Genomic DNA, 25,366 nt, shown 5'->3' on the forward strand with positions numbered 1-25,366 from the left:
ACTTATGGTATATTAAATCTAATTACAGATAACGGATCAATAATAAACGCGAATGGTTCCCACCAACGGAAATCTCTTATTTCTCCTCTCGGGTTCTCATTCTCGTTCCAGGTTACATTATACTTAGTGGAAAAATAATTATAAGCCCGGGTATTAGCATCCATTTCTACCCAGAAACGATCATGATCGTTTACCTTAAAGGCGCTCGGCAATCCATATTTATACATAAACAGAGGTCCACTTTTTTGGCTTTGCAAATAATGTCCGTATTCATGCATAAAGATATCGTTTGTAATATCCACTTTTAGCTTGCTACTATTACCAAAAATGTATGATCCCATTGTAACAGCAGTTTTACCTGAAAAGATATGATCACTTGTTATAACAGTTGCACCATCGAAGTACTCTACATTAAGATCGCCTTTCACAGCATTTTGATGCAAGGCATATAGCAATCCAATTCCATTTTGGAACGACTCCCAGGTATGCCTGCTAAAGATCTGACCGAAATTTCCTTTAATCTGACCTTCCAGAATTTTGTGGAAAGTTTCCACTCTTTTTACTCCACCATTCAACGCATTCTGCCATCTGTTGCTACCGCTACTAAAGAATCCATCAATAAATCCTACAAGGAATAATTCAAAAAGGATATTCCCGGAAGGATCTGAATATTTCAACGGATTATTTAATGCATAGGTATACCTGTTATACATCTGAGAATAGAAGGGCTCCTTCACAATGTTATCAGGGCTCATCATTCTCGCCTGTATAGGATCATAAATACGGCCATTCATATTTATCAGTGAAAACTCTTTTAGGTGTTCATGACCGGTAAAGCCCCTTATATTCTCCGGAGGAAGAGGCACACTTGTGTAAGTCCAGTTAGTTGGATTCCTGTATCTTCCCCAGGCATCAAAGTTCTGAGATGCAACAACAGCACCTGTAGCATCAGTTACATTGAGGATGCTGCCAAGATAATCCTGATAAGTATATAAGGATGTAGTTGTTCCGCCTTCCAGGCTGATAACTGCGCAAACTCCGTTTCCACCTTGGATATAATGCAGATGTTTGGTAGTTGTTGGTTTTACTTGTTTTTCATAATCCCCCAAATAATACCTGGTTTCAGCAACTGCGCCATTATTCTTAAGAACACTCTTTATACGTTGATAATCGCTACCGTAAGTATAATCCAGGGCATAGGTACCTTCAGTAACTGTAGCTGCTTTCTGGAATCCTGTATAAGTAAGGTTTTGAGTTTGTGTTGAAATTACAGAAGGAGGCGTTTGTGCACCGGCCGGGTTTGTAATATATGCGAGTGCGTTATTTTTTTGATTATTGTAAACATAATTACCGGCATCTGTTTTTGTAGCTATATTTCCAACAGAAGACCCGCTTCCTCCGTCGTAGGTAATTGCCAGTTGTTGTACATTATTTACTTTGGTTGTTGATAACCTATTAAGATAATCATAGGTAAAAACTTCCTCCAGATTTTTGATCAGGTCTTTACGGCTGGTAAGGTTGCCCGTTGTCTGATCAAAAGTAAAGGACATTTGCTGAATACCAGAAGTAACGCTTTGTGTTAATGCACCGAGTACAGGATCATAGGTTTCTGTGGTAGTTTTCCCATTACCATAGCTATAATTGGTATACTTTCCTAAACCATTCATACCGGTAGCGGTGAACAAATTAGAAGCAGTAGATCCTTCTCCCAGTTTTACAGAAGTGACGGTACCATCATGGTCATAGACACGTGTAATAATAATTCCTGAAGGGTAGGTTGTCTTAGCAACATTGCTATAAGTATCATACCCGTATTGAGTAGTATAGGCCAATCCATCTACCGTTACCTTCTCACTGGTATTTCTTCTCAAATTATCATATGTATATTCCTTTACTTCACCGCTAAATCCGGATATTTTAGTAATGTTATCATTAACATACCCAGTTGCGGCTTCCTTCCAGTATTCAAATCCAGTAGCACCTTCAGGACCTGTACGATTAACCATTCTGCCAAAAGGATCATAGGTCATGGTAGTAGTCTGGCCAGCAGGATTAGTTTTGCTTACCAACTGTTTGAATGCATCATAAACGTAGGTATTTGTGCCTGCGTTTTTATCGGCCAGACTGGATTGATTTCCATATTCATCATAAGCCGTTGTGGTCATAAGATTACCATTAAGCGACGCCTGCAACACGTTGCCCTGACTATTATAGGTAAATGTTAGTGTTCCGCCATTATCTGTTGCAGTAACTACCTTACCTGCGGCATCCTGGGTTTTAGAATTACTCTGTGCCGCTGCATTTGTAGCAGTTACCTTAAACTGACCAGCAGCCAGTTTGGTGTATGTATAAGTTAATGAATTGGTTCCTCTGCTTTGCTGAGTTAGCCTACCGAAATAATCATATTGACTGGAAGTGGTAACAGGAGTTTCACTACCGTAATAAGGCTCAGTGGAAGACGCTTCCAGTCCTTGCCAGTTATATGTCTTAGTAGAAATTAAAGTACCATTATTAAATCCGGACTCTTCTTTCCTGACTTCTCTGTTTATTACATCATAGTATGTTTTCACATTCCTTCCACCGCCGGGTCGTGAAACATTTACAAAGTATCTACCATTGGTAGATTCCCAACCGAGCGACTGAGTAATGACATATCCTTCAGGCAAAGTGGTAGTTGCCAATCGGCCAAACACGTCGTAGGTAAATGTGGTAGTCAGGCCATCACTTGAAACCTTGCTGGCTATATTTCCAAATATTGGCTCATAGGTATATGTTTCAATTTTGGGAAGGTCGCTACCAACAGTTTCTTTTTTGGTAAGGTACCTACCAGTAGCATCATATGTATATTTCTCAGTGCGAGTGGTCAGACCGGCAGCTAAAACATCTTTCTGTGTTACGTTACCATTATTATCATAGGTATAATTAGTAGTTACGGCTTTGGGCTTTGAAGCGAATTCAACTTTTGATGTAACCCGGTTCCTGCCATCGTAAGTATAATTAGTAATCTTACTAAACTCTGGTTGTCCGCTACGTGTTATCTTTTCCGTGGCCGATTCAATGGAAGCAGGGAAAGGAGTTCCGTGTGTTCCAATAACAGCAGTAACGGTTGTTGTTTCAATTGGTGTAATTACATCGTTGGTAATTGAACCTTTCTTAATTATTGATTGGGTAATATTACCATAATTATCATAAGTATTCGTTATCTCAGTTCCCTCACCTGTCAGTCCTTTCAGATTAAGAGTTTTAAGTTGCTGACGAACAAACCGCTTATCGGAGTAAGAAGTAGAAGCCTTCATCAGAGTATCTGTTACTTTGGTATCGGTAACATAATCAGGTAAACTTGCAGTATACTGACGTTTTACGCGAGGTACCAGAAATACAGGGTCAACCTCCATTTCAGTAACAGTCTGTAATCCGATTTCGTCTGTTGATGCAATTTTCTTAAATCCGAGGAACCCTCGGATACGGTGAAATACAGCGTTTGTATAATTATGGTAAAAGTTAAATTGCGAGGAAGAGCCATTTGATTTATACGATTGCGTTACAACATACATGGGTATATTCATTACGTTATAAGGCTTTCCATTTTGGCCGTTTCCTATCGGAGTACCGTTAACATCATACTCATATTCATAAGTACGGTTATAAGACCCTGTTTGATTAAGCAAAGAGTAATTAAACCTGGTAGATGCTCCCAGTCCATCATACACAGTAGTAAGCAACTTTTCTTCCTTGAAGGGTCTTGGATAAATAAATCGGCCATATGCTCCACTGTTTACCCCAAAAATATCGGGTTTACCATCACCATTAAAGTCACCTACGACTGTATTACCATCTTCACTACCGTTAATACTAACATTTTGGTTATAAACTTCTCCAGGGCGGAAATTGAGACCGCTACTAAAATATGCTACGTGTTTGGAAGTACTGCCGGATAAATCCATGGAATGCCAGATATCGGATTTTCCGTCACCGTTCAAATCTGCCACCATCAGATGATGTGCACTACCGCCATTATCTTTGGGAAGGAATACCCTGTTTAAAAAACCAAACCAGGAGGAGTTATAGGCTTTACCTGTACTTGTAAGTACGTACCAGTTACCTGCATAGGCGTCATGTTCTGTATTTCTGTAAAGAAGGTCTGTTTTTCCATCGCCGTTGAAATCGCCAGGAAACACAGGATATTTACCTTTAATAGCCGGAACTGTAGCTAGTACCTGGGCAGCATAGTTGTATCCACTGGTAATGGAAACCGGGAAAACTGATAACACATAGCTTTGGTTATCTTTAACTACCAGAATTTCCTGTTTACCATCTCCGTCAAAATCAATAGGAATGAGCTGCTTTGCACTGGCAACAGAATTAGCATAAAAAGGATCAGAGGTTGTTCCTTCAACCCCGAATTGTGCGATTTCCTGATTAAAGATATTTAGCTTAGGGCTGGAAAAGAATGCTTTAAAGGCATTGCTATTGTTAATCCCTAAAATCAGGATATAGTCCTGTGCGCCGTCTCCGTCAAAATCTCCAGGAACAAAGAAACTTCCGAAATCAGTTCCGTTTTTGTAAACATACTTGAAGTCCTGTACATACGAGATAGAGTGTGGGAGACTTGAATAAGCAACAGATTGGTAATTATTACCGGTATAAACGCTATAATAGCGGGAGTAATTGATTCTAATACCGTTGAAAATTCTGTCGGCCCCACTAATCAGGCTATTAATCAATAATACATCTTCTTTTGTATCTCCATCATAATCGTTTGTAAGGAAGCTAAAACTTGCATTGCTCGTTCCTGTAACTTCCACAGCACCAGCATCCGTGATTGGATAGTTGTAAAAAAACTCGATCGATGGGGTAGATACACCAAAATTACTTAGTACATCATAAGAAGTATAATGCGGAATTTTGTTATTGTCTATATAGTAGTTGGATGAAAGGATATCCTGCTTACCGTTTCCATCGAAATCGCCGGCATATACGTTTCCGATATGCATACCGGAGTATTGAATTGAAGTAACAATATCTGGTGCAGTGGTATTATTACCATAGGTAAATGTGATTGGGTTTAAGGCAGTACCATCAGATCCTTTTTCAGTTATTGACTTAAGGAAATACTGTCCTCTGCGCGTTGTATCATAAACCAGGTCATAACCGGCCGCCATTTGGGTTGGGTTAAAAATCTTAATTCCAGTAAGATAATGCTTACTGCACAATGAAGCACCAGCATCATATGTGATATTATTCGCCCAATTATTTCGCACATCATAATAAAAGACAACTTCATTTGGAGTACCAATACCTGAGTTTCCGGAATAATATATATTGGATAATACAAAAGTTCTCTCCGCTACATCAATTGTATACCTAAACCTCATATAATTCCCATCAATATCAGTTACCCGGTTCAATAACCAAATCATATTTTGCTGGGTCATACCATCCCCTATTTTTGAAGATGAGGTTCTCGGAAAATTAAATGGAGGTATGGTACCATATGTTTCCAAACGGCCATATTCCATTACCGTACCATTTTTTAGAGTCACTTTAAAGTAATCTGGCCCTGTTGTTTCATAGCCAGATATAGACTCTATTTTTGAAAAATTCTCATCTTCCAAACCATAAATCGTACCTGGTGCACCATTATCTCCTGTAATAGGAAATAAACGTTGCCCATCCAATACAAATGCATCATCATTCGTAAACTTAATTGGTGCAGTTATACCATTGTAGTAATTGTCTTTACCTCCACGGGTAATCATAGACATACAGGATAACTGCCAGCCAATGCCAGCTATTCCATCACCACCCCTGGAATTATAAACAAGATTTATATCTGGTTGAAGTCCATGTAATCCCGGTAACATTTTAATAGGAATCTTATACGTTGCGGCACCGGCATTGTCGACCTTCCCCTCCCCTTTGGAAGTACCTACCGGTCTTGAAAGATCAATGTTCTGGGCTAAAGCTGAAATAGAAATACAACTGATGAGTAGTATAAGAGAGAGCCTTATACAACGAAAGTTGACATAACTCATATAGGGTAGAATTAAAACAATACAGATATTATTAAGTGAAAAAATTAAAATAGGGATTGAGTTCTCTTCACAGATATCAGGGTTATTATACTTTTTTATGAGGGTCATTAAAAAAGTAGCGATGTTAAGATACTATAAAAAAATAAAAATGCAACATCAACGTTCAGTAATTAATATGTAGATAATTTCTTTATAAATTTGAATAGTCAAACCTATCTATGAAAACAAACTTCTTAATATTTTTAATTATTTCAGTTAGTGCATTTTCACTGATTTCCTGCCAAAAAAGCAAGTCATCCGATCGTGAAGCCAGGCTAATTTTTAAATTTAAATTCGACTCCACACAGCAGCGTTTAAACAATCTGGGGCAAGCTGCAAATATGCCAACTAATCATGCTGGTCAGCATCCGGTTTTTAATAATATGGCTGCACATTATATAGAACTGGCTCCCTCTGCAACAACTCCTTTAGGATCTGGCAGGGTATTATATTATGCAGATGAAACAACCACCGGAGGTACTAAAGCTATAGACTTCGAAAAGGAAGCCGTATATGGGAATAACGAAGAGTTCTTTTCTATTCCTTTAAAAGACATAGCAACAGGAGAATATAATTACCTGCGGGTTTCACTCGCCTACCAAAACTATTCCATAAAATTTCAAATAGATACGGTCATAGGCGGACAAATATTCAAACTTGAAAATACAGGTACTATTGCCAGTTTTATTGGATTCAATACTTATCTTAAATCCTTTAAAGTGAAAGATAAATCCGTAACCGTTAATGGCAATCGCTTACAGGGCTACTGGGCTTTTGAATCATTGATTCCAACACCTGTTGGTAATGTTTCCTACCTGGTAGAAGGGCAGGCACCAGCAGGAAGTACTACAGTTCCCAATCCACTTGCCGCTACATCGCCAATCCCAGCCGGTTCCTGTGTAGTTACCGGTGCATTTAAAAATAGTAAATTGAAAATCACCGGGCAGGAAACTGAAAATATTATAATAGAAGTTTCTTTGAGTACCAATAATAGTTTTGAATGGGAAGAAGTAATCGCTGATGGAAAATGGCAACCAGCTAAAGGCGAAAAAGTAGTAGATATGGGAATAAGAGGAATGGAAGCCAGAATATTGCAATAAGAGGTTAATTATATTGGGATGGATCAAAAACAGATGGGAGATTTTAATAGATAGAACACCTATTTGTATATAAGAAACTTAAAAGAAAAGATTCATCATTATTTTAATGTAAATACGTATAAATACGGTTGACAGCCCTATAAATTCTTCTTACCTTAGAAAGGTTGCAGATCAAACTGTAACCTTCAATTATTTATTCCCCAAATAATCCCCTTATGAAATCAAAACATTCAGCCAATGGAGTGAGTGTGAAGGCCTATTCTGGTGATGCGATGGCATTGCTGGCATTTGATCTTGACAAATCACTGTTAAACAACTTCGCAGGCTTTAGTATTAAAGTACAATATGATACTAATAATGGATATTTCATATTTAACCGCCTGACTTTTGATCCCAATAAAATTAAAGTTCCGCAGAAGAAGAACGATAATCCAATCACAACAGAATTTTCACCTATCCAAAAATTCAACTGGATTTATGTTCCATCTACTTCGCACAATCTTAAAAAAACTTTCTATGGAGATTATAATTTTGAAGTAACTCCAAGATATTTGATAGATAACGAGTTGCAACCCCTGGATAGTTCCCTGACCGTGAAAACAACCATCAAAATCACCCCTTTCAGAAAAGGTGATCTTACACTTGGGTTTACCCGCGGATTTGTGGCATCGCAGGCCTATGTAGATCATTTCGGAATGAATAATGCGGTAAGACCTAATGAGAAAGATCTCATATTTGATTTGGGCGAAAAAAGTGGTCCGGCACCTAAAGAAAAAAACGAAAAAATCAAAGCATATACCTACGAAGATCAGTTTAAATGGATGGGTTGGCAGGCACGCCAAAGAATCTACGAACTATTGGATAAAGCAGTAAAAGATAAAACACTAACATTAGATATTTTCGCCTACGACCTCGACGAACCATACATTTGCGAGCAATTGCTGGCACTTGCATCAGAGGGTCGGGTAAGAATTATTCTGGATAATGCAAGTTTACACACCGGGAAGGATCGTAAAGGCAATGTTCAATTTGAAGACAAGTTTGCGAAACTTTTTTCCAAACAGGCAAAAAATGCTGGTGACCTGGTTAGGGGGCGTTTTAAAAGATTTAGCCATAGTAAAGTTTTTATACAAAAAAGAAATGGTATAGCAGAAAAGGTATTGGCAGGATCAACTAATTTTTCAACTAATGGACTATATATAAACGCCAACCACGTAATCATTTTTGAAAATAAAAAGATTGCTGCAACTTATGATGAAGTGTTTGAAAATAGCTTCGGAACAGATAAAATGAAGACATTCGCCAAATCAGATACCGCAACGCAGGCTTATGATTTTAGTAAAGAAAAGAATATACCGGCAATAACGATACGCTTTTCTCCACATAACAAAGCATTCGCGGAAGATGAAATAAATGAAATAGCACAAAAAGTAATTGATGCAAAAAGTGATGTATTGTTTGCTGTAATGAACGATACAACTGGAAGTGGAGAGCTATTAAAACAAATAAGAGAAGCCCATAAAAGAACCGATATTTTTACCTATGGCATAGTTGACAGCAGCAAGGATGTTACCTTATACAAACCTGGAAAACTCAATGGTGTTAGGGTTGCAGGTAAAGGTATTGGTAGTAAACTTCCACCACCTTTTAAAGAAGAAAATAAAACACCAGGCATCAGTGTTCACCATAAATTCGTAGTGGTCGACTTTAAAGGTAAGAATCCTGTTGTTTATTGCGGAAGCAGTAATCTTGCTCAACTGGCTGAATCAGAGAATGGAGATAATCTCATCGAAATAAGAGATAAAGATGTAGTAACTGCCTTTGCTATAGAAGCAATGCGACTAATTGATCATTATCATTTCCGCAACAGGGTACAGAAAGAAGATTCAATTTATCTTCAGACCACAGAATGGTATAAGCCTCATTATGATCCGCAGGACTTGCGAAACCTTCAAAGAAAATTATTAGCAAAAGATTAAAAAGAGAGATTAACGCCTATTGTAATTGTTCTGGTTGGAGGATAACCACCGCGGGTATCTATTCCCGTTGTTAAACCTGTGTCTTCTGTTTCAGGATCGAGGCCGGAATAGGAAGTAAGAGTAGCTATATTATCAATAGAACAATAGCATTTAACAGCACGAATAAGCTTATTGCGCGTCCTGAAATTGTAGGCACAGGTAACATTATCGAGTTTCAGAAAATCGCCCTTCTCTAAATAATAATCCGAATATTGAGGATCATCATTCAGAGATTGATATTTGGAATAGGCAGCGGATAATATATTATTTCCCAGCATCTTTTTATTAGCATAATAAAGATTAGGGAGATTGAGGATCTGATATTTCAACTTGCTTCGGAAAAACAATCGGAATTCCCATTGTTTATACTTCCATTCAGAGCCTAACGATAACATATACTTTGGAATTCCATTTCCTATATACGTTAAGTCGTTTGTCGACATTTCAGCTGCTGTGCCTTTACTGCCATCAGCCTTATAGAATAACCATTTACCATCGTTGGTAAACCCGGCAAAGCGTTTTCCATAGAAGCTACCAAGCGCCTCTCCTTCTTCTGCGCGTATTGCATACCCTAATGAGCCAGGAGCTGGCAATGAGCCATATTGGAAATAGGTAGCTTTGAAGAGATCGTCTGAGAGTTTTGTAAGTTTATTACGTTGAGCACTTCCAATAAAATCTATGTTCCAGCTAAAATCAGGTTTCCTGACTGCATTAAAATGTAAGGTAAGCTCCACTCCTTTATTCTTTATTGAACCAACATTGGTATAGATAGTTGGTGTGATAAGTGTTGGAACCTGAGTGCTGTAATTCGCTAATAAATCTATAGTTGTTCTGTTATAAATATCAAGGTTTCCGGAGAGTTTGTTGGAAAACAACACAAAATCCAATCCCCAGTTCAACTCCTTTTTCTTCTCCCATCGCAGATCTACATTCGGGTTTTTGTTAGGGCCATAGGTCTGGAACCAGATACCATTATTGAGGTAGGCTCCTCCTGTTCCTAATGTGATGAGAGATTGATATTCCGGGATAGCCTGATTTCCGGTAATACCATACCCTGCACGAATTTTCAGAACATCTATAAATGAAAACTCTTGAATAAAGGATTCATTGCTGATATTCCAGGCAAAAGAGAAGGCCGGAAACATGCCCCATTTATGATTTGTACCAAAACGCGAAGAGCCTTCTTTTCTGAGAGTCACCGCTGCAATATACTTATCGGCATAAACGTAGTTGAGTCGACCAAAGAAGGCAACAAGCTTGTTAGCCGTTTTATTGCTCTTCATATCTCCCTTACCCAATGCGAGATCTGTACCACTTCCGATATTAATCCAAGGCAGACCATCACCCATGAATCCTGAATTTCCTATTGAAAAAGAGGTACTAACATTTCGTTGATAGGCATAACCCGTAATGGCATTCAGGTATTGCTTATCTTTTTCCAGTTTATAATTCAATGTAGCCTCCAGGGTTTGTGTTTGATCGATCAGGCTGCTCTGTTCCTCAAATCCGCCACCTTTATAGTTATCTATAGAATTTTTTGCATTTTTGCTGATATAGTTATGTTCAGTTCTGTTGCGCTTAAAAAAAGCCCCGGTAACCGCAGCTTCGAGATGAGGAAGCAGCTGATAGGTACCTTTTACATCGCCTGCCAGGGTTTGGATGGTAGCAGAGCGTTGCTCCTGGTTTAATCTGGCTATGGGGTTATAATAGCCAGTACCACTTGTGTAGAAATATTCACCGTCGGCATCTTTAACAGGTTGAGTAGGATTTTGCTGCAATGCCTGTTCAAAATCTTCAAGGTTCCCACCATTTAAATTTATTTCCTTAATGTTGGCTGCCAGATTTATCTGTAGTCCTATTTTATTGTCCTTATTCTTTTGTTGAAGACCTAAACGGCCACCATATTGATTATTACCATTCTCTTTGGCAATTCCCTGTCGGGAATTATAATACAGAGCCGCCCTGTATAAATTCTTTTCTGTTCCTCCGGAGGCGGATAAGTAGTGATAGTGAGTTAAGTTTTGTTTGTTCACTAATTGCGAGTAATAATCCTCTGTTGCTCCATAGTCGATCATTATGCCTCTCCTTGAGTTGTGCGGGTCGAGCATCCGTCTCCTGTAATCTTCAGCCGATAAGACTTCAGGACGTTTTCTCAACTGATCTGTAGAAATATAGCTGCTATATTCAAGCAGTGTTGAATCTGGCCGTCCTTTTTTAGTAGTGATCAGAATCACCCCCGGACTTGCCCTGGTACCATATATGGCTGCAGCGGCGCCATCTTTCAGTACATCAAATGAGGAAATATCGTCTTGTTGAATTAAGTCGAGACTTGCACCAGGCACGCCATCAATTACAATCAGCGGCTGATTGGAGGCATCATAGGAGCTTAGTGTGGTAACGCCCCGGAGCTGTACGGTACTTACCTGATTGGGGTTATTATTGCCTCCTACGCGGGTGATTGAAAGACCGGCAACCTTGCCTCTGATCATTTCAAGCGGGGAAATTACGCTGCCTTTATGAAATTGCTGGCTATTGATTTTGCTGATAGATGAAGAAACATAATTAGATTGGATAGTTCCATAACCTATTACAAATACTTCATTGAGCAATTGCAATGGCAACAAAGTATCGCTAAGTACTCCGGGATCTTTATTTACTACAGCAGGTTTAAGAATTACCTGAACACCATCAACCAGGTAAGATAAACCCAGATTGGATAAAAGCTGAGAGAGTGTAAACGTATAGCTTCCGGCTATTGGAAGTTTACAGTTCTTCTTCAGCTCCGAGGGATCATAAAGAAACCTGTAGGAAGTTTGATGTTCTACCTGCTGTAGTAAATCTGTTAAAGAGCTATTCTCTTTTACTGAAATTTTTAATTTTAAAGCATTATTCTCCTGCGCCGATACAAATAGGTGCATCAACAATAGTACAATAGTACATGACAGGAATTTACGCATCATAAAACAATATGACAGCGCCCTTAATACCCTTCGTTTTGATGAAGATTAGGATTAGCTGCTATTTGAGTTGCCGGGATCGGGAACACCTTCTTTGTAGTGGCAGTAGGTTTATGATCCCACCAGCTTCCTTCGGCGAATTTGTTGAAGCGCACTAAATCGGTTCTTCTTTTGCCTTCAAAGATAAATTCCCTTCCTCTTTCTGCCAGCAATTCATCCATTGTTAAAGTGCCGACCGTATAAGCTTCCGTAGCCCAATCTTCTGGTTTAAAGGCTCTTTTTCTAGTAGTATTAATTAATTCTACTGCTTCAGGAGTAGCTTGATTTCCATTTTTTCGCATAATCGCTTCAGCCTTATCGAAATAGATTTCGGCCATCCGGTAAATCACCAGATCATTACTCCAATAGTCTCCATCGGTATATTGACCAGGAACATACTTATTGAATCTTGCGCCACTGTTCTCTTCCCCCTGAGTCATATCTGAAACTGTTTTCCCTTCAGAGTTACGACGTATTTCCTTTACAAAAACCAATGGTTTCCCCTTATATTCCTGGGTACCAACAACAGGAGTGGTAGTACCAAATTTATACTGAGGGCCTATCAGCATCCAGGTGCTTTTTCTCAGGTCATTATCTTTAAACTGGTCATAAGCATCGGGAGCAACAACTACTCCGTTATTTCCGCTCTGATTAGCATTATAGAAATCTTTCTGATTGTAATGCCATAAATCATTATTCCATTGGAAGCGATAATTGGTGACCGCAAAGTTATAGGCAATTGAGAAAAGAACTTCAGGAGATTTGTCATTTTTCGTGCTAAACATAGAAGTCAGATTATTCTCCAGTTTAGCCACTCCGTTTTGCCCACCTACTTCTCCATTCAATATTTTATTACAGGCAGCAATACAATCATCCCAACGTTGGGTACCTGTCCAGGTTTCAGCATTCAGGTATAATTCCGCCAACACGGCATAGGCACCAGCTTTTGTCATACGACCGATATTACCATCGTTTAGTACTGGCAGTTGTTCTACTGCTTCCTTTACTTCCTTTTCGATGAATGCCACTACATCCTTTCTTGGAGAGGCCGGAATGCTAGGCACACCGATTTCTGTGGCAATTGGAATATTACCAAAAAGGTCCATCAGTTTCAGGTGGCAAAACGCTCGTAGTACACGAACTTCCGCCTTAATAGCATCCAGCTCAGCTGTTGTCATTCCAATTTTCTGAGGATTTACTCCTTTAAGTTCACTCAACACGTTATTACAAAACCCAACCCCTCTGTAAAGCAAATCCCATGGGTTTTGGATGCTCAACTCATCTGGTGTCCAGGTATGATAATGAAGGCGAATAAATTCACCACCGTTGTACCAGTTGGTGCCTTTCTGAGGAAGGGCCAGTTGATCGGCAGTCAGTTCATTAAGCCGCCAGAAATTTCTTTGTCCACCCCAGGAAAACATACTTGCACCAATGTGAGTATATGGCCTTAATGCCGCTGCAGTTACTTCCTGTTTACTTTTATAGAAGTTACCGGCAACAATATTTGAAAATACTTCTTCATCAAGATTCGTACATGCTACAAGGGATGTTGATAGCAATGCTGATAATAAAAACGTTTTCGTATTCATATATCAATTCATTAAAAGTTTAGGTTAATCCCGAAAGTGAACGTACGGGTTTGAGGATAAAAACTACGGTTATCAATACCAGTGGTAAGACCAGTATCCTGTAACTCAGGATCGAGGCCATCGTATTTGGTGATAACAGCAAGATTTTGACCGCTTACATAAACACGCAGGCTTCTGACGCTGCTACCAGCTTTTAATGGTACATTATATCCGATGGTGATATTATCGAGCTTTACGAAATCACCTTTCTGTAGATAGTAATCTGAGTATTGAGGATCTTCTGTGATTTGAGCATATTTGGTTAAGGCTTTTTCGAAGATGTTACTACCTAGCCATTTCTGGTTACCAAAATACATATCCTGAGTATTTAGCACATCAAAAGCAAACTTACCTCTGAAGAAGATACTTAGATCAAAGTTTTTATACGACAGGCTGGTACCAAGAGAGGACATATATTTAGGAACACCATTACCTATGAAGCTCTGATCTTCAGTTTTCATATCCTTTGCCAGACCGGTAGTGCCATCTTTCTTATAAAATAACCATTGCCCTTTATCATTAAATCCTGCAAATCGTTTACCATAGAAAGTACCGAGAGGACCTCCTTCAACAGTTCTGATGGCATCACCCAATGAACCCGGCGCCGGAAGGGAACCATAAGTCAGGTAAGTTATTTTATAAATATCGTCGGACAGAGAGATCAGCTTATTGGTTTGGTAGCTTCCGGTGAAATTAACTCTCCAGACCAGGTCCTTTGTTTTCATTAGTTCACCCTGTAAGGCAAGTTCAATTCCTTTATTTCCAATTGTACCCACATTGGTGTATAATTTAGGCATTACGTAAGACGGAACCTGAGTATTATACTCGGCCAACAGGTCTACAGTTTTGCGGTTATAAACATCCAGGCTACCTGTCAACTTGTTATGAAAAAAACCAAAATCAAGCCCCAGATTCAATTCTTTCTTTTTTTCCCAGCGAAGATCTGGATTAGGGTTTTTATCCGGGCCATAGGTTTGGAACCAGGTACCATTGTTCAGATATTGTCCACCGGTACCCAGAGTCACTAAGGAAATGTAGTTATCGAGATCCTGATTTCCGGTAATACCATAACCGGCACGCAGTTTCAGGTTATCAATAAAACTGGCCCCCGACATAAATTCTTCGCTTCTGATATTCCAGCCCGCAGAAATAGCCGGGAAATTACCCCATTTGTTATTTGCGCCAAACCTGGTAGAGCCTTCATGACGAAGAATCAACGATAACATATATTTACTTTTATAGCTATAGTTGGCTCTTCCGAAAAATGCAACCAGGCGGTTATTGGAACGTGAGCTGCTCATTCCAGCCTTTCCTAAAGGCAGATCAGCACCTGCACCAAGGTTATTTTCCTGTAATGCATCTGTAAGGAAACCTGAGTTGTTAGCGCTGAAGTTATTATAGTTTCTATCCTGGTAGCTATAACCTCCAACTAAGCTGATAGTATGCATACCATCATAAGTATGAGTATAATCGATAGTCGATTCCAATACTCTGTCTACCGTTAACGCGCTATACTTATATGCGTATCCACCACCGTTATAAGATTCCAGTGAAGATTTGGATGCTCTTACCCTGTATTGGTCTTCTCCATAATTATTGCGGGTAATGGCACCAAATACGCTGGCATTAAGCCCTGGCAGAATATGGAGTGTAAATTTTGCATCTCCGGAAAGAAGGGTTCTTTCTCCCATTTTCTTTTCCTGGTTCAATCTGGCGATAGGGTTATAATAGCTTCCGGAACCAGTGAGCACATTATAAGTACCATCAGGATTAAAGACAGGTTGAGTAGGATTTTGCTGAATTGCCTGTTCAAAGTCGGAGCTATTTCCACCATTTAGATTTTGCCTGCGGATATTGGCAGCAAGGTTGAATTGCATATCCAACATATCTTTCAACCCTTTGTGATTAATATTTATACGTCCGCCGTATTGTTCATTACCATTTTGCAAAGCAATACCATTATTATCTGAGTACAAAAGCGAGGCTCTGTAATTACTTTTATCAGAACCACCGGAAGCAGAAAGGTTATGATATTGTGTCAGATTGCTTTTATCGATCAATAAGTCAAAATAATCCACATTATCGCCCAAATCAGACATACGGGAAGCAGCAGAATTATTTGGATCGGCTTTGAGATCACGATATTGCTGGGCGCTTAGTACCTTTGGTCTTTTACGAATGGCATCATGTGAAACATAGCCAGAATAGGCATATTGAGGAGTGCCTGATTTTCCCTTTTTAGTAGTAATCAGGATTACACCGGCATTGGCTCTGGTACCATAAATAGCAGCTGCGGATCCATCTTTCAGTACATCGATAGTTTCAATATCATCCTGTTGCAGCAGATTCAGGTTTCCACCGGGGATTCCATCAATTACAATTAATGGCTCGTTGGTACCTACTATTGTTGTTACGCCTCTGAGCTGAACAGAAGTGCCGGAATTAGGATTATTGTTACTTCCCGGGCGGGTAATACTCAAACCTGCCACTCTTCCTCTAACGAGATCTAGGGGCGATTGTACCCCTCCCTGATTAAAGTCCTTTGCTCCAACGTGAGCAATAGAGGAAGTTACTTCTACTACCTTCTGAGTACCATAACCTGTTACTACTACTTCATTGATAGCACTTATTTTCCTTTTTAGGATGATGCTTAACTGTTTTTCTGATTTGATTACAACTTCCAGTTTCTCATACCCGATAGCAGAAAAAATCAGTGTATCCCCTACCGTTGCATTAATTGTAAATTTACCATTGGTATCAGTTTCAGCATGAACGTTTTTCTTAGAAGTGGTTACAACTACAAAAGGTACAAGTTCACCGTTTTCATCTTTTACAATGCCGCTGATTCCCTGGCTTACAACAACTGCCCTTGCTGGTATTGTTGCAGCAACGTGGGTCGTGGCAGTTAAGGATAACAGAGCGAAAAAGCAGCCAAATTTGAAATGCCTATCCCGTTCACCCTTTGGTCTAAAGGTTGTGTAATAGAAACTCATGGTCTATCTATTTATACTTATAAATTATAATCTGATTATTGCGTTCCGAGTATTTGAGTTCATGGAGTTTGCAAATAAGCTCCAGTATTTTGTGTAAGCCCAGGTTTTCATCCAAACAAGCATTAACCAGCAGGAAGTCGGGAACTTCATGCGAAATTGAAATTTTGGTTGCAAAAGTTCTTGAAAGCGTAGACATAACGTGTTTGAGTGAATCATTTTTAAATACAAGGAAACCATTATTCCAACTTGTTGTATCGGATTTCTCTAACTGAAAGTGCCGATTTTGTTTTTCATATATTAATTTGGTATCCTTCTCAAGAACACTTAGTGGAACATCATTATTTAATACTTTTACTTTTCCTGAAATAACTGCTATGCTAATTGATGGTTCGTTTTCATAATCTTTAATATTAAAAGAGGTACCAATCACCTGCGTATTGATCTGGTGGCTGCTTTTAACAATAAAAGGCTTATTACCGGCGGGCGATACTTCAAAGAAGGCTTCACCCGTTAGTTTTATTATTCGATTGTTCCTGTTAAAATCCTTACTATACTCAATAGAGCTGGCAGCGTTTAAATAAACCTGTGAGCCATCCGGTAAAGTGAGATTCTTACGTTCACCGTTTAGCGTAGTAACCAGGTATTTAGCTGTGGGTTTTGACGTTCTAAATCTAATCAAACCTGTTACCACAGCAGATATCAATACTGCGGCAGCTGCTATTTTGTACCAATTCAGCCGTTTATATACCGGCGGTCGCACACTTTTTATGATCCTGTTAATTCTTTGGATACTTTCAGGTGAAGGCTCGGTTGGTATACTATTGTTTCCATTGTTCCATAGCGTACCTACCATTTCTTCTACCACTTCCTGATACCGGGAATCTAATACTGCTTTAAAGAAAAGCTCTTTCTCTTCAGCTGTCAGATGGCCATTCAGGTATTTTTCAAACAGTTCTTTCAACCTTAATTCATCCATCATACTAATATGACAAAGCAAAATTGATTATTGGATTACTCTGATTAAAAAAAATCTTCAGAGCGATAATAAAGTAGGATCAATACGATAGTAATATTATCTGAGAGCAGTTGTCGGATTGTAAAAAAAGACTTTTGTAACTGGCTTTTAACCGTATGTGGAGAAATATGTAACTGGTTTCCTATTTCTTCATTTGTAAGGCCTTTCTCAATTTTCAATAAGAAAATCTCTCTTCTTTTAGGGGGTAAATGATTGGCAAAAGAAAACAGCAGGTTTTTATACTCATGCGCTGTTTCGCCTTCATCTGAGGTTTGAGGCAGGGAGGCAGAATAAGTGGTTTCTCTGAAATATCTGGCAGCCATTTGTTTAAGCATGTTCAGAGAATGGTTTTTACTTGTAGTATATAACCAGGCAGGAATAGATTGCAAATCTGATAATTTACCGGCATTCTCCCAGATTTTGATAAAAGTGTCTTGTGTGATCTCTTCGGCCAACTCCGGTAATTTCACCAGTTTTAGCACAAAATTATACACTCTTTCTTCGTAACGAAACATGAAAGACTCGAAGCACTTTAAATCCTTTCTGGCAATTTGTGTCAGCAGATATTGGTCAGAAATCTCCATCATTTTTGAACTCACTCTTTATTTCATACACGTGGTATACAGCATTAAGCCTATTGACGATCCGCAAAGTTAGCGGCTAATTGTTACCTTAAAGTTAATTATTCGGAGGTAAACTCAAAATATTGAAACCGAATTTTAATAAAAATTGTATTTTAAAATATATAATTTAATATTTCAACATGCAAGCAGGTAAAACCCATTCACAAGTACAGCAAGTAGCCAAACACTTCAGAGACGTACATTTTGGCGGAAACTGGACTACTGTAAACCTAAAGGATACACTGGCCGATGTTACCCTATCTCAGGCCCTGACCCAAGTCGAAAATTTAAATACCATAGGCATATTAGTATTCCATATCAATTACTACGTAGGGGCAATCCTGAAAGTATTACAGGGTGGTCTGTTAGATGCTAAAGATAAATTCAGCTTCGATTTACCTCCAATTACCACAGAAGAGGAATGGCGGCAGTTTGTGAATAAAGTACTTCAGGAAGCTGAAGTCTTAGCAGCAGAAATAGAGAAATTGGATGAAGGAATTTTATTTGAAGACTTTACTGATGCCAAATATGGTAATTATCTCCGTAATCTGCTGGGGGTAACAGAACATACACATTATCATTTGGGGCAGATTACGATTATTAAGAAGCTGTTGAAAGAAGGATAAACTAAAAACGATAAATATCTTTTTTAATAATAACACGCCGCTTCGTAAAGGAGAAGCGACGTGTTATTATTAAAGTATTTTACTTAATTTTCTTTTTGATAAGCGCTGCTACCAGTAACCAGTTCAATATAAAAACCCCATAAGCAACTGCGGTTGGTTCTCTGAACATTGATTTAGTGGTTGCACCTCCGCTCATTACCAGGTCAATTGTAATCCAGTAAACCATTGTAGCTGTAGCTATCAGAAACCCTGAAACCAAACCAACTTTAAAAGCACCTTTCCTTTGCTCTCCTATCTGTTTGGTGGCTACCCGACCCATGATCCATCCACCGGCTAAGAGTAGAATAAAAAATATATAAGCATATACGTTGGTCTCCAGGATTTTGAGCATTTCTATGCCTGCAGAAAAAGGAATATGATAGAAGAATAAAACCAGCAGCGCGATGAATTGTCCACCGATTAGAATAATTAAATGCGCAAGTAAGCCATAGCAAGCGCCCATTTTGGTTGAAATTGTAATGTTCATTATTGATTTACTGAATTAATGTGATAAATACTTAAACACTTTAACCAGTAAAATGAACTAGTCATTTTTTAATGTTTTATGAGCATCGGATTTAAAGCCGAAAATGCAAGGAATAGCAGGAGTTGTTTATCCGTAAATTTCAATCGTAGTTGTGCCAGGGCTCTGGCTTTCTGTTCTTTCACTGTAAAAACTGAGATCCCCAGTTTTGCAGCTACTTCTTCGTTTTTCAATCCTTCGAAGAAAGACATGCGAAATACCTGTTGTCTTTTTTCCGGTAACCTGGCAATTTCTTCATGGATCGCTTGTAACAATTCGGTATGAATCATTTTCTGCAGCACCAGATTCTCATCGGTTTGGGAGTCGAGATATTCCATTTCCTTGCGGAAAGTACCTACTACTTTAGAGTGACGGATAATGTTCAGACAGGCGTTTTTAGTACTGAGGTAGAGGAATTTTTTTACCGCCTGAGCATATTCGAAGTCTGAATGTTTCGACCACAATTTGAAAAAGCTATCCTTTACCACATCCTCTGCTTCGGGTATGTCGTTCAAAAATTTGTCCGCAAAATAAACCAGTGGTTTATAGTAGGTTTTAAAAAAAGCCATATAAGCGTCAGCATTGCCCTTTCTAAAAGCGGGCATCAATACATCCAGGTCATGACTCTCCATTGTTAGCAGATTTTTGGCAGGAAGCTGCCTTCTCATAGCGGCTAAAGCTAAATAATATTCCTGATTTCAGCAATGGAAGATTGACAAATGTTAATTTTTGATTTTTTTTCTGAGTCCTTGTAGTTCCAACCCAACTTCAGTGTGTTTATAGGGATTATGAATCATCTTTAATTGGGAATTATGTTAGAAAAAATCATATTGTATAGAGCCCGAATGCCGGGTCTGTGGCCGAAAAAGCCATTCAACAGCTTTAAAATAAGTGCAATAATTGTGCGAGATCTTTGTAATTTGCAGCAGGGAAAAATAAGTGCTTTATCAACCATGCTATTTCCAATCTACCAGGAACGAAATATACCGATGCCGCATTTACCCGTTTAGCTGCTCTCATTTTGATTACTACCTGACTCTATCAAACCTGAAAGTTATAGCAGCATAACTTAAAGAGAAAAATGTACCAAAAGAATAGTGTATGACATCAACAGATGAACAGGATTTTCAGGCCATGCAACAGATAGCCAGGCTGTTGTTACGTCGTTTGCAAGGCACTATAACAGCAGAAGAAGCTACCTTATTAAATCAATGGCTAAAAGAACAACCGGCAGCCAGCCAGGAATTCTATGCACAAATTACCAGCTGGCCAGAGATTGAAGCTGAGCTACTGAAGTTGGATAATATAGATGACAAAGCAGCGGAAGAACAAATGAGGGAGTGGCTGAATGTGCAGAAACCCGGAAAACGTGTGATCTGGAGTTATTGGGCAGCTGCTGCCGCAATATTGCTATTTATAGGTACGGGCATGTGGTATATCAATAGTCATCCCGAAAATAAGCAGCCAACCAGTCAGCCACAGGCCACGCGTTATCAGAACGAGGTACTACCGGGCAGCGATAAAGCCCTACTGCAACTGGCAGATGGAAGTACCATCACATTAGATAGCGCCAACAAAGGTGAACTTACCATTCAGGGGAATGCCAGGATTGTCAAAAATGCAGAAGGGGTATTGACTTATGAATCAACAAATAATCAGGCTCCTGTATATAATAAAATCGTAACGCCGAAAGGTGGACAATATACTATCACTTTACCTGATGGCACTAAAGTTTGGCTAAACGCTGCCTCCTCCCTACGCTATCCTACTGCTTTCACAGGTAATGAACGAACCGTGGAATTAAGTGGGGAAGCGTATTTTGAAGTTGCACAGAATGCCAACCAGCATTTTCGTGTAAACACCAATGTTAGCGGGCATTTACCAATGAACATTGAAGTTTTAGGTACTGAATTTAATATACAGGCCTATGCCGATGAACCAGCCCTGACAACTTCATTGGTTAGCGGTAAGGTGAGTGTAAACACTAACAACCAGGCGGTGGTATTACAACCTGGTAAACAAGCCTTGCTAACAAAGAATGCAGATATAAAAGTACAGCAAGCCAATATGGAGGCCACAATAGCCTGGAAGATGGGATTCATTTATATGGAAGATACCAACTTCGAGGAAATAATGCGACAAATCTCAAGGTGGTATGATGTAGATGTAATTTTTGAAGGTAAAACAGATAAACAGTTCAACGGGAAAATTCCGCGCGACACGAAGCTTTCTACAGTCCTGAAAGCATTGGAATCCACAGGCTGGGTTCAATTTAAAGTAGTTGGGAAAACAGTTACTGTTTATCCAACAGCTCAATCATCAAACTAAAAAAAGAAACTACTATCGTCATGAATCAACCAAAATATAAGTCACGCTGCTACAAGCGTGTTGGGAAAGTTATGCTTAGTTTAGTCTTTGCAACATTTCTGACATTTACTGTACAGGCGCAGCTGGTGAACCTTTCTGTCACCAATCAACCTATTACAAAAGTTTGTAAAGAAATTGAAAAGCAAACCGGATTCTATTTCATTTATGCAAATGACCTGAAGGATAAGTCTTATCCGGTAAGTGTAAATATCAAAAATCAACCTGTCAGAGAAGCGTTGGAGAAGATCTTTGAAGGTACTCCCTATGCTTATGAGGTAAATGATAAACTGGTATCAGTTAATACCGCAAAAAAGACAAGGATCGCAGATCCGGTACCAGCAGATACTATTTCGATAACTGGTATCATCTACGACGGAACAGGCAAAGGTGCTTTGGAAAATGCCTCTGTTATGACCAGCATTACCAAACGTGGTGCAATGACTGATGTACATGGCCGTTTCAAATTAAAGGGAGTAAAAAGAGGAGAATTAATTATTGTCAGCTATTTAGGGTACGAGCAAAACAAAATTATTATTGAAGTAAAAAATGATTATTTCATTACGTTAAAGCCGAGCGAAAATATCCTCGATAATGTTGTAATTAAAGCCTATGGTACTACTACCAAGCGTTTCAGTACAGGTAGCATTGTTAGCATAAGTGGTAAAGAAATTGCCGAACAACCTGTAATGAATCCTATTATGGCTCTGCAGGGCAGAGTGCCTGGGATGGTAATTACACAAACTGATGGAAATCCGGCTTCTCCTGTAAAAATTGAAATACGCGGCAGAAATTCCCTGAATCGGAATATGACGAGTGAACCATTATACATAATTGATGGTGTTCCATTTTCTGTCATGGATGCAGGACCGCAAACTTACAGAACTGATAACACCACTGTTTCATCGGGTCTGGATCAAACGGGGATTACCAGCGGCTATACTAAAGGTATCAGTCCATTATACGGAATGAACATGGATGATATTTCTTCTATAACTGTATTAAAAGATGCAGATGCAACAGCTATATATGGGAGCAGGGGCGCTAATGGGGTAATTCTTATCAATACCAAAAGAGGGCAATCGGGAAGAACCAATATAAATGTGAACCTAACTCAAGGTCAGACCTATATTACCCACTACTTAGATATGCTAAGCACCTCTGAATATCTGGCATTGAGAAGGGAAGCTTTTGCTAATGATGGCATTACTCCGAGCAAAACTTTCGGGCAAAAAGGTTTTGCACCAGATCTGATGTTATGGGATTCTACAAGAGATGTTAACTGGCAAAAATTATTATGGAACCATCCTGCCAGTTTCACCAATGTGAGTGCTTCTGTTTCAGGTGGAAGTTTGGCAAGCACCTATCGGATTAGTGGTAACTATAATAAGGCAAATGATATTTCTGGAAATGGAAGTAATAATCAGGCGGCCAGTGTAGGCGTTTCATTAGGAACTCAGGCCCTTAACGATAAATTGAAGATAAACTTTAATGGTACTTATGGTTTCACGACTGTAGATAAATTGGGCAGTTACACTCCTCAACTCATATTTCTTCCTCCCAATGCTCCGGATTTTGAAAAAGCGGATGGAAGTTTAAACTTCGATGATTACCATGCTTATGGTAATGATTTACCTCCATTCGCTGGATTATATAGTGGTATGACTTCCAAGAGTTACAATATAAGAGGCGGGCTTGATGTAAACTATAATATTACAAGTGGGCTTGATTTTTCAACTACTTTTGGTTTAACACAAAATTTGAATAACAGTTCTAGCTTCAATCCAATAAAAGGAATAAACCCTTATAGCCCCGGATCGCACACAGGTAAAACCAACAATGGTCATACCAATAACACTAATATCAGCGTAGAACCCAGGTTAAACTATAATGTAACTATCAAAAATAGTGTAATCAATGCATTTGCCGGGGCGACCTATCAGGCCAACAAAACTGTTGCCAATAGCATCAATGCAGATGGATATTTGTCTGACGATCTCATGGGTTCTATATCTTATGCCACAAAAATTTTAGGACATGATTATTCTACTGAATATAAATATGCAGGAGTTTTCGCAGGTATTACCTATCGCTTAAAAGACCGTTACATTGCTTCATTGAACGGAAGAAGAGATGGCAGCAGCCGGTTTGGCCCCGGTAAGGAGTTTGGTAATTTCGGGTCTGTTGGTCTTGCCTGGATTATCAGTGATGAAGCCTTTGCTAAGAAGATTCTTCCGTCATTTATTAGTAGTCTGAAAGTACAAAGTAGTTATGGTATAACCGGAAGCGATGGTGTAGGCGAATATCAATATCTTCCGAGTTGGGGTAATACAGGTACTACCCCACAGATGTATAATGGTATCCCATCCCTTTATCCTCTTTTGTTGGCAAACAATGATTATCACTGGCAGCAAAATAAGAAAATGCAATTCTCTGTTGATCTGGGATTGCTGGAAGACCGTATTTTACTAAATGCTCAGCGTTATATAGATCGTTGCAATAACCAGCTGGTAAGTTATCCTGTTGGCAGTTATACCGGATTTATGAGCTATACAGCCAATTCGCCGGCCAATGTACAGAATTCAGGATGGGATATCAGTATGAGCAGTAGAATCATTCAATCATCGAAGGTCAACTGGACGCTCTCCGGCTTCGTTTCAATCAATAGAAACAAACTGCTTTCCTATCCATTGTTTGAGTATTCACCATATTATACAACCTATAAGATCGGTTATCCACTTAGCATAGCCTATAAATATAAGTTCACGGGTATTGACCCTAAAACAGGACAACCAACCTATCAGGATGCCAATAATGATGGCAAAATTGATTATGATTTATCGGTACCTGCAGGAACCGGAAAAGATGACCGTACAGAAATTGTTAATACAACACCGCCTATTACAGGAGGCTTAACTTCCAGTCTCAATTACAAAAAATTCAGTCTAACCCTGGTTTTCAGTTATAAACGTAATAATCAGCTGAACGTGCTAACAAGCAAACTTGGTGAGTTGAGAAACTATTCTCATGAACAGGTGAAAGGGCATTGGCAGTATGAGGGTCAGATCGCCACTTCCCCTAAAGCCAGTACATTACCTATTGACAGGGATCTTTTCTCAGATGCTGACATTAGATATGAAATGATTAATGTAATAAGATTGAGCAATGCATCATTCAAGTACACAATGCCTGCTAAATGGGCACAGGCTGTAAAGATGGCAAATCTGAATCTTTCACTGAATTCAAATAATCTCTTATTAATCACAAATTATAAGGGTTTGGATCCGGATCATGATCTGAATTATGGTGGTAACCCGCCTACCCGCACTATAACTTTTACACTGGGTGCTACCTTCTAATATCAAAA

Annotated in this window: 13 protein-coding genes; 5 read left to right on the forward strand and 8 right to left on the reverse strand. The window is 39.0% G+C overall.

Translation table 11 applies throughout. The features are described from left to right. Positions 1–2: 2 nt before the first annotated feature. Entirely contained in the window at positions 3–6,035 is a 6,033-nt protein-coding gene (locus tag DVR12_RS26595; protein ID WP_158563383.1) for an FG-GAP-like repeat-containing protein, read from the reverse strand. 218 nt (positions 6,036–6,253) lie between these two features. Between DVR12_RS26595 and DVR12_RS26600 the strand changes: the two genes are divergently transcribed. After that, positions 6,254–7,174 carry a hypothetical protein gene (locus DVR12_RS26600; RefSeq protein WP_116978858.1) on the forward strand — a complete coding sequence of 307 codons (921 nt, stop codon included), beginning with the start codon at positions 6,254–6,256 and terminating at the stop codon, positions 7,172–7,174. Positions 7,175–7,389: 215 nt separating this feature from the next. Further along, the gene (locus tag DVR12_RS26605) at positions 7,390–9,153 is read left to right on the forward strand and encodes a phospholipase D-like domain-containing protein (RefSeq protein WP_116978859.1); all 1,764 of its coding nucleotides are present in this window, start codon (positions 7,390–7,392) and stop codon (positions 9,151–9,153) included. On the opposite strand, the gene DVR12_RS26610 is transcribed toward DVR12_RS26605, so the two are convergent. Genes DVR12_RS26610 through DVR12_RS26630 form a run of 5 tightly spaced genes read right to left on the reverse strand, consistent with a single transcriptional unit; the run spans position 9,150 to position 18,411 of the window. Beyond that, positions 9,150–12,149, reverse strand: coding sequence for a SusC/RagA family TonB-linked outer membrane protein (locus DVR12_RS26610; protein WP_158563384.1), 3,000 nt, complete (start codon positions 12,147–12,149; stop codon positions 9,150–9,152). The genes DVR12_RS26605 and DVR12_RS26610 overlap by 4 nt on opposite strands. 23 nt (positions 12,150–12,172) lie before the next feature. Beyond that, on the reverse strand, positions 12,173–13,777 hold the full coding sequence (locus DVR12_RS26615; RefSeq protein WP_116978861.1) for a RagB/SusD family nutrient uptake outer membrane protein: 1,605 nt from the start codon (positions 13,775–13,777) through the stop codon (positions 12,173–12,175). Positions 13,778–13,788: 11 nt separating this feature from the next. Then, positions 13,789–16,809, reverse strand: coding sequence for a SusC/RagA family TonB-linked outer membrane protein (locus DVR12_RS26620; RefSeq protein WP_116978862.1), 3,021 nt, complete (start codon positions 16,807–16,809; stop codon positions 13,789–13,791). 7 nt (positions 16,810–16,816) lie between these two features. Next, a complete protein-coding gene (locus tag DVR12_RS26625; RefSeq protein WP_116978863.1) occupies positions 16,817–17,788 on the reverse strand; it encodes a FecR family protein in 972 nt (323 codons plus the stop codon). 41 nt (positions 17,789–17,829) lie between these two features. Continuing rightward, the gene (locus tag DVR12_RS26630) at positions 17,830–18,411 is read right to left on the reverse strand and encodes an RNA polymerase sigma factor (RefSeq protein ID WP_116978864.1); all 582 of its coding nucleotides are present in this window, start codon (positions 18,409–18,411) and stop codon (positions 17,830–17,832) included. A gap of 176 nt (positions 18,412–18,587) precedes the next feature. Between DVR12_RS26630 and DVR12_RS26635 the strand changes: the two genes are divergently transcribed. After that, positions 18,588–19,073 carry a DUF1572 domain-containing protein gene (locus DVR12_RS26635; RefSeq protein WP_116978865.1) on the forward strand — a complete coding sequence of 162 codons (486 nt, stop codon included), beginning with the start codon at positions 18,588–18,590 and terminating at the stop codon, positions 19,071–19,073. A 79-nt stretch (positions 19,074–19,152) separates the two neighbouring features. On the opposite strand, the gene DVR12_RS26640 is transcribed toward DVR12_RS26635, so the two are convergent. Together DVR12_RS26640 and DVR12_RS26645 are read right to left on the reverse strand one after the other, a co-directional pair. Beyond that, a complete protein-coding gene (locus DVR12_RS26640) occupies positions 19,153–19,599 on the reverse strand; it encodes a hypothetical protein (protein WP_116978866.1) in 447 nt (148 codons plus the stop codon). 68 nt (positions 19,600–19,667) lie between these two features. Beyond that, the gene (locus tag DVR12_RS26645) at positions 19,668–20,303 is read right to left on the reverse strand and encodes an RNA polymerase sigma-70 factor (RefSeq protein WP_116978867.1); all 636 of its coding nucleotides are present in this window, start codon (positions 20,301–20,303) and stop codon (positions 19,668–19,670) included. Between the two features lie 433 nt (positions 20,304–20,736). Between DVR12_RS26645 and DVR12_RS26650 the strand changes: the two genes are divergently transcribed. Together DVR12_RS26650 and DVR12_RS26655 are read left to right on the forward strand one after the other, a co-directional pair. Further along, positions 20,737–21,963: a FecR family protein gene (locus DVR12_RS26650; protein WP_116978868.1), complete on the forward strand. Its 1,227-nt coding sequence runs from the start codon at positions 20,737–20,739 to the stop codon at positions 21,961–21,963. A 20-nt stretch (positions 21,964–21,983) separates the two neighbouring features. After that, positions 21,984–25,358: a SusC/RagA family TonB-linked outer membrane protein gene (locus tag DVR12_RS26655; protein ID WP_116978869.1), complete on the forward strand. Its 3,375-nt coding sequence runs from the start codon at positions 21,984–21,986 to the stop codon at positions 25,356–25,358. Positions 25,359–25,366 lie beyond the last annotated feature (8 nt).

Origin of the sequence: Chitinophaga silvatica, assembly GCF_003419895.1 — a bacterium.
GTDB classification, from domain to species: domain Bacteria; phylum Bacteroidota; class Bacteroidia; order Chitinophagales; family Chitinophagaceae; genus Chitinophaga; species Chitinophaga silvatica.

What these genes read in the sequence shown, in the direction of transcription:
- DVR12_RS26595 (WP_158563383.1), bottom strand. Translation starts at nt 6,035, where the DNA reads ATGAGTTATGTCAACTTTCGTTGTATAAGGCTCTCTCTTATACTACTC.
- DVR12_RS26600 (WP_116978858.1), top strand. Translation starts at nt 6,254, where the DNA reads ATGAAAACAAACTTCTTAATATTTTTAATTATTTCAGTTAGTGCATTT.
- DVR12_RS26605 (WP_116978859.1), top strand. Translation starts at nt 7,390, where the DNA reads ATGAAATCAAAACATTCAGCCAATGGAGTGAGTGTGAAGGCCTATTCT.
- DVR12_RS26610 (WP_158563384.1), bottom strand. Translation starts at nt 12,149, where the DNA reads ATGCGTAAATTCCTGTCATGTACTATTGTACTATTGTTGATGCACCTA.
- DVR12_RS26615 (WP_116978861.1), bottom strand. Translation starts at nt 13,777, where the DNA reads ATGAATACGAAAACGTTTTTATTATCAGCATTGCTATCAACATCCCTT.
- DVR12_RS26620 (WP_116978862.1), bottom strand. Translation starts at nt 16,809, where the DNA reads ATGAGTTTCTATTACACAACCTTTAGACCAAAGGGTGAACGGGATAGG.
- DVR12_RS26625 (WP_116978863.1), bottom strand. Translation starts at nt 17,788, where the DNA reads ATGATGGATGAATTAAGGTTGAAAGAACTGTTTGAAAAATACCTGAAT.
- DVR12_RS26630 (WP_116978864.1), bottom strand. Translation starts at nt 18,411, where the DNA reads ATGATGGAGATTTCTGACCAATATCTGCTGACACAAATTGCCAGAAAG.
- DVR12_RS26635 (WP_116978865.1), top strand. Translation starts at nt 18,588, where the DNA reads ATGCAAGCAGGTAAAACCCATTCACAAGTACAGCAAGTAGCCAAACAC.
- DVR12_RS26640 (WP_116978866.1), bottom strand. Translation starts at nt 19,599, where the DNA reads ATGAACATTACAATTTCAACCAAAATGGGCGCTTGCTATGGCTTACTT.
- DVR12_RS26645 (WP_116978867.1), bottom strand. Translation starts at nt 20,303, where the DNA reads ATGAGAAGGCAGCTTCCTGCCAAAAATCTGCTAACAATGGAGAGTCAT.
- DVR12_RS26650 (WP_116978868.1), top strand. Translation starts at nt 20,737, where the DNA reads ATGACATCAACAGATGAACAGGATTTTCAGGCCATGCAACAGATAGCC.
- DVR12_RS26655 (WP_116978869.1), top strand. Translation starts at nt 21,984, where the DNA reads ATGAATCAACCAAAATATAAGTCACGCTGCTACAAGCGTGTTGGGAAA.